The organism is Streptomyces sp. NPDC050263 (assembly GCF_040655955.1).
GTDB lineage: Bacteria > Actinomycetota > Actinomycetes > Streptomycetales > Streptomycetaceae > Streptomyces.
In genome coordinates, this window is record NZ_JBFAKW010000243.1 from 1 (window position 1) to 4,546 (window position 4,546).

Consider the following 4,546-nt stretch of genomic DNA (forward strand, 5'->3'; position numbering starts at 1 on the left):
CGTCCGACGGACGATCAGGTTCATGGGGCTGTGTCGTGGCCACAGCCAGAGCCTCCCATCACCCCATGATCAAGATCTAGCCCTGTAGTACTAGGTCCTGTCTGAAGTCCGGATCATGAGGGCAGTGTGATGCTGCGGATCCAGAGCATCGCACTGCACAGGTGCAGTCCGGCTTCGTAGCTGGTTGGGGTTTTGTCGTAGCGGGTGGCGATGCCCCGCCAGTTTCGGAGACGGTTGATGCACCGCTCGACGGTGTTTCTCTCCTTGTAGAGCGCGGAGTCGTGGCTGACAGGGCGGCCTCCCCTGCGGCCTTTCTTCTTCCGGCTGGCGGCCTGGTCCTTCTTCTCCGGGATGACGGCCTTGATGTTGCGTTTACGCAGGTGAGCACGGTTCTTGCGGGACGAGTAGGCCTTGTCGCCGGCCACCGCGTCCGGCCGGCTCCTCGGGCGCCCGACCGGCCCGCGGACCTTCACCTTCTCCAGCACCGGGACGAACTGCGGACTGTCACCGCACTGCCCGGGCGTGAGCACGAACGCCAGCGGACGGCAGCGCCGGTCAGCCGCCAGATGAATCTTGCTGGTCAGCCCACCCCTCGAACGCCCCAGGTCAGCGGCGGTCAAGCGGATCCGGTACCGTCGGCGAACCCGGCGTCGCTCCTCGCGGGCGGGGTCCTCTTCCTGCCGGTCTTGCGGCTGTTGTCCCTCCGCCGGGCCCCCTTTTCGGCCTCGGCGGCCGCCTCCAGGGCTGCCAGCTGCTCCGGATCCAGGATCATCCCGGCGGCATGGTGGTGTGCCCGTGCTGTCGCCGAGTCCACACTGACCAGCCCCAGGTCGACCTGGTCACGGGCGGCAGCTTCCGCGATCACCATCTCCATCAGATTCTGGAAGATGCCCTGCTTCGCCCAGACCTGGAAGCGGTCGTAGGAACTCTGCCAGGGGCCGAACTCCTCCGGCAGGTCGCGCCACGGGCTGCCGGTCCGGAAGCGCCACATCGCCGCGTTGAAGTATTTCCGCAGGTCGGGGATAGGTCCGACCGCGGCGATCGGGAGATGGGGCTCAATCAGGGACCACTGCTCGTCGGTGAGATCGCCTCGCGCCATGGACACTTGACTACCAAGGACACCCCGTCGCGCGCAGGCGATCCCACGCATTCATGATCTGGACTTCAGACAGGACCTAATGGGCGGGCTTGTGTGATGTCCGCGCAGCTACCCGGCCGGGTCGGGCTGCGGAAGAGCACGTGGCCCTCGCCGTCCGTGACCACCATGGCCTTGACGGCGTTCTGCTTGGTCTTGCCGGAGATGAACTTGTTCCGGTCCTTGCGTCCAGGGGCTGACCGCCGCACCCGGACCTCGGTGCCGTCGATAATCCCGGGCTTCCCAGTTGCGCCGAGACGGTCGACGACGTCGGCCAGGGGTTCGCAGCCGCGCGTCGGGGCTGATGGTGCGCCCCCGCTCTGCGAGCAGGGGTCGCACCTCGCTGATGGCCCGGGTGATGGTGGAGCGGTCCACACCGAACCAGCAGGTCGGCACGTCGTGAGTCGTTGCGTGCCGGAGATGGACAAGCGGCCAAGAGCCGGTCGACGAACACCGACTCGATCGGCTGGGACCTGGTCGCCCAGCGGTACGACCAGATCGTGAAGTGCACCACCGCCCTGCGGCTGGGCACCGCCGAGGCCGAGCAGGTCCTGCGGCGCTTCACCCGGGGTGGGCCGAAGCACCCGGCGTACCGGGCGATCGAGGAGCTCGGGCGGGCGGTGCGGACCTCGTTCATCTGCGACTCTCTGGCCGACGTCGAGATGCGGCAGGAGATTCACGAGGGGTCGCAGGTGGTGGTGAACTGGAACTGCGCGAACAAGGACCTCTTCTACGGCAAGGACGGTGACCTGGCTGGTTCGGACAAGGAGAGCCAGGAGGTCGGCATGCTCGCGCTGCACCTGCTCCAGTCCGCTCTGGTGCACGTCAACACTCTGCTGATACAGGGGGTCCTGGCCGATCCGAAGTGGGCGGACAAACGCACCGACGCGGACCGGCGGGCGCTGTCGCCGCTGTTGCGGACCCCCGTGAATCCGTACGGCCGGTTCGAGCTGGACATGAACAGCCGCCTCGATCTGGACCTGTCCGTCCGGCCGACGGTGCCCGGCCCGCGCACCCCGCAGGAGGAGGCAGCCGCAGCCCCGGCATGACACCTGGGCTCCAGGCCTGGCCGGAGCCCAGGTGAAGCACACTGATCCGCTTCGCCGCCGGGCACGGCGGCCACCGTGGTGTCGCTGGTGCCGCAGACGAGCGCATGGCCGAGACCGCCATGCGCAACGCGCGGGCCACCCGGTCCACCACGGGACCTGGAGTGCGTGATCGTCAGTTTTCGGTGTCGAGTTGGATCTGCTCGATGTCGTTGTCCAGGAAGGTGGTCAGATCCTGGGCTTCGGTGTGAACGGCCTCTTGTTCCAAGGCTGTAAGGGGGCGCAGGGGGCTGATGTGGAGTTGGTGGTCGCGCACGGTCCACGTGGCGGTGACGCGTCCGTCAACAAGGACGGTGCGGTGGCCTGCGACGGACAGACCGAGGTGGGGGGCGTCGATGATGCGGCTACGGTCGTGGTAGCCGAGGATGGCGTTGTCGAAGGCCGGGAGGAACCGGACCGGGGCGGAGGTGTCGGGGTGGGGGCGGGGTGCGTCGGGCAGGTCGAGCAGTTCGCGGCCGCGTTCGTCACGGAAGACGATGAGTTCTTCTCGGGCGGCTTTGATGGCGGCGGGAAGGCCGGCGAGGCCGCACCAGGCACGTAGGTCCGCGCTGGCGGCGGGCCCGTACGCGGCAAGGTAGCGGCGCAGCAGTTGCTGTCCGACGGGATCACTGCCATCGGCGGGCAGGGGGTCGATGTCCCGTTCCAGCCAGGTACTCAACGGCAGGTTGCGTACGCCGGCGGTCTGGCGCCACAGGCCGCGGGGTGGGAGTTGAGCCATGGGGATGAGGGCTGCGATGAGCAGCTCGCCCAGGACACGGCGCGGTGGGCCGGGCCAGCGGTCTTCGAGAGCCTGTACGAGCTCGGTCATGGTGCGGGGCTGCTGGTCGGCCATGACCGCGCGGCCGGCTGCGGCAACCTCGTCCACGTCGATGCCGGCGAGTTCACGCCGGTAGGTTCCCAGCACTCGCTGGCGCAGCATGGTGTCGTGGCGGGCTCGCCAGGTGAGCACGTCGTCGGCTGTGACGAGGTGGACGGTGCGCCGCATCAGGTGAGTGCGCACCACCACGCGACCGGTCAGCGCATCGTCCAGTTGCTGGGGCTCGAAGCCGGACAGGCGGGACCACAGCCCGGTGAAGGGCTCCTGAGGATCCTGTGCCTGGAGGCCGCACAGATGGGCCACTGCCTCCGACACGGATGTGTCGCTGCGCTTGAGCAGGTGCTGGCGGGCGAGGGCGGCGCGATTGAGGGCACGGGCGTCAAGAACAGTCATGGCATTCTCACGCGGCGGCTCGCTCGTGGGACGGGCGTCGGCGCAGGTCCGTGTGGGTGAGGGAGGGAGGTACGTAGGAGACGTCCAGAGGGCTGATGTCGGTGCCGGGCGGGACGATTGCGTCGATCTTGTCGAGGATGTCGTCGCCGAGGGTGAGGGTGGCGCCGACGAGCAAGTCGTCCAGCTGGTCCATGGTGCGCGGGCCGATGACGGCGGCGGTGACGTCGGGGTGGCTGGTGGCGAAGGCCATGGCCATGTGCGTGAGGGAGTGGCCGGTTTCCTCGGCGAGGGTGAGCAGCTGCTCCACCGCGTCAAGCTTGCGTTCGTCGGTGAGGTGCCGGGAGACCCACTGCATGCGGGCGTTGTCGGGGCGCGGGGCGTTCTTGCGGTAGCGGCCGGTGAGCAGCCCCATGGCCAACGGACTCCATACCAGAACGCCCAGGCCATAGCGGTGGCAGGTGGGCAGGACCTCCCGCTCGATGCCGCGGTTGAGGATGGAGTAGGTGGGCTGCTCGGTTCGCAGGCGGTGCAGTCCACGCTGCTGGGACACCCACTGGGCCTCGACGATTTCCGAGGCCGGGAGGTTGGAGGAGCCGATCGCGCGGACCTTCCCGGCACGCACGAGGTCGGTGAGCGCGGAGAGGGTCTCTTCGATGTCGGTGTGCGGGTCGGGGTGGTGGATCTGGTAAAGGTCGATGTAGTCGGTTTGCAGCCGCTTCAGTGAGCCCTCGACCGCCTGGACGACCCAGCGCCGGGAGCTGCCGCTGCGGTTGGGCTCCTCGCCCATCGGTCCGTTGAACTTGGTTGCCAGCACGACCTTGTCGCGGCTCCCTTTGAGGGCCTTTCCGACGATCTCCTCGGTCTCGCTGTAGCCGTACACATCGGCGGTGTCGACAAAATTGATGCCCGCGTCCAGCGCCTGGTGGATCATGCGCACGCAGTCGTCGTGATCAGGGTTGCCCATTTTGCCGAACACCATGGTGCCCAGGCAGTAAGCACTGACTTCGATGCCGGTCCGTCCCAGCTTCTGCATCCTCACGGTGCCCCGTTTCCTTCCGCTGCTGTACGTGTTCGGTGCCTGCGCCGTCCGGTCCG

General features: G+C 67.8%; 4 protein-coding genes and 1 pseudogene. 1 reads left to right on the plus strand and 4 read right to left on the minus strand.

The window, feature by feature from the left end; all coding sequences use genetic code 11:
- Positions 1-113: 113 nt before the first annotated feature.
- Both AB0J04_RS45355 and AB0J04_RS45360 read right to left on the minus strand, forming a co-directional pair.
- A pseudogene (locus AB0J04_RS45355) lies at positions 114-1,099 on the minus strand (IS5 family transposase).
- 108 nt (positions 1,100-1,207) lie between these two features.
- The gene (locus tag AB0J04_RS45360; protein WP_363174592.1) at positions 1,208-1,531 is read right to left on the minus strand and encodes a hypothetical protein; all 324 of its coding nucleotides are present in this window, start codon (positions 1,529-1,531) and stop codon (positions 1,208-1,210) included.
- 11 nt (positions 1,532-1,542) lie between these two features.
- Here AB0J04_RS45360 and AB0J04_RS45365 point away from each other — a divergent pair, with 11 nt between their 5' ends.
- Positions 1,543-2,184 (plus strand): Tn3 family transposase, encoded by a 642-nt coding sequence (locus AB0J04_RS45365; protein ID WP_363174593.1) that lies wholly within the window; start codon positions 1,543-1,545, stop codon positions 2,182-2,184.
- A gap of 172 nt (positions 2,185-2,356) precedes the next feature.
- Here the strand turns inward: AB0J04_RS45365 and AB0J04_RS45370 are convergent, their stop codons facing one another.
- Together AB0J04_RS45370 and AB0J04_RS45375 are read right to left on the minus strand one after the other, a co-directional pair.
- Positions 2,357-3,451, minus strand: a complete 1,095-nt coding sequence (locus tag AB0J04_RS45370) for a winged helix DNA-binding domain-containing protein (protein WP_363174594.1) — start codon at positions 3,449-3,451, stop codon at positions 2,357-2,359.
- 7 nt (positions 3,452-3,458) lie between these two features.
- Positions 3,459-4,490: an aldo/keto reductase gene (locus tag AB0J04_RS45375; RefSeq protein WP_363174595.1), complete on the minus strand. Its 1,032-nt coding sequence runs from the start codon at positions 4,488-4,490 to the stop codon at positions 3,459-3,461.
- Positions 4,491-4,546 lie beyond the last annotated feature (56 nt).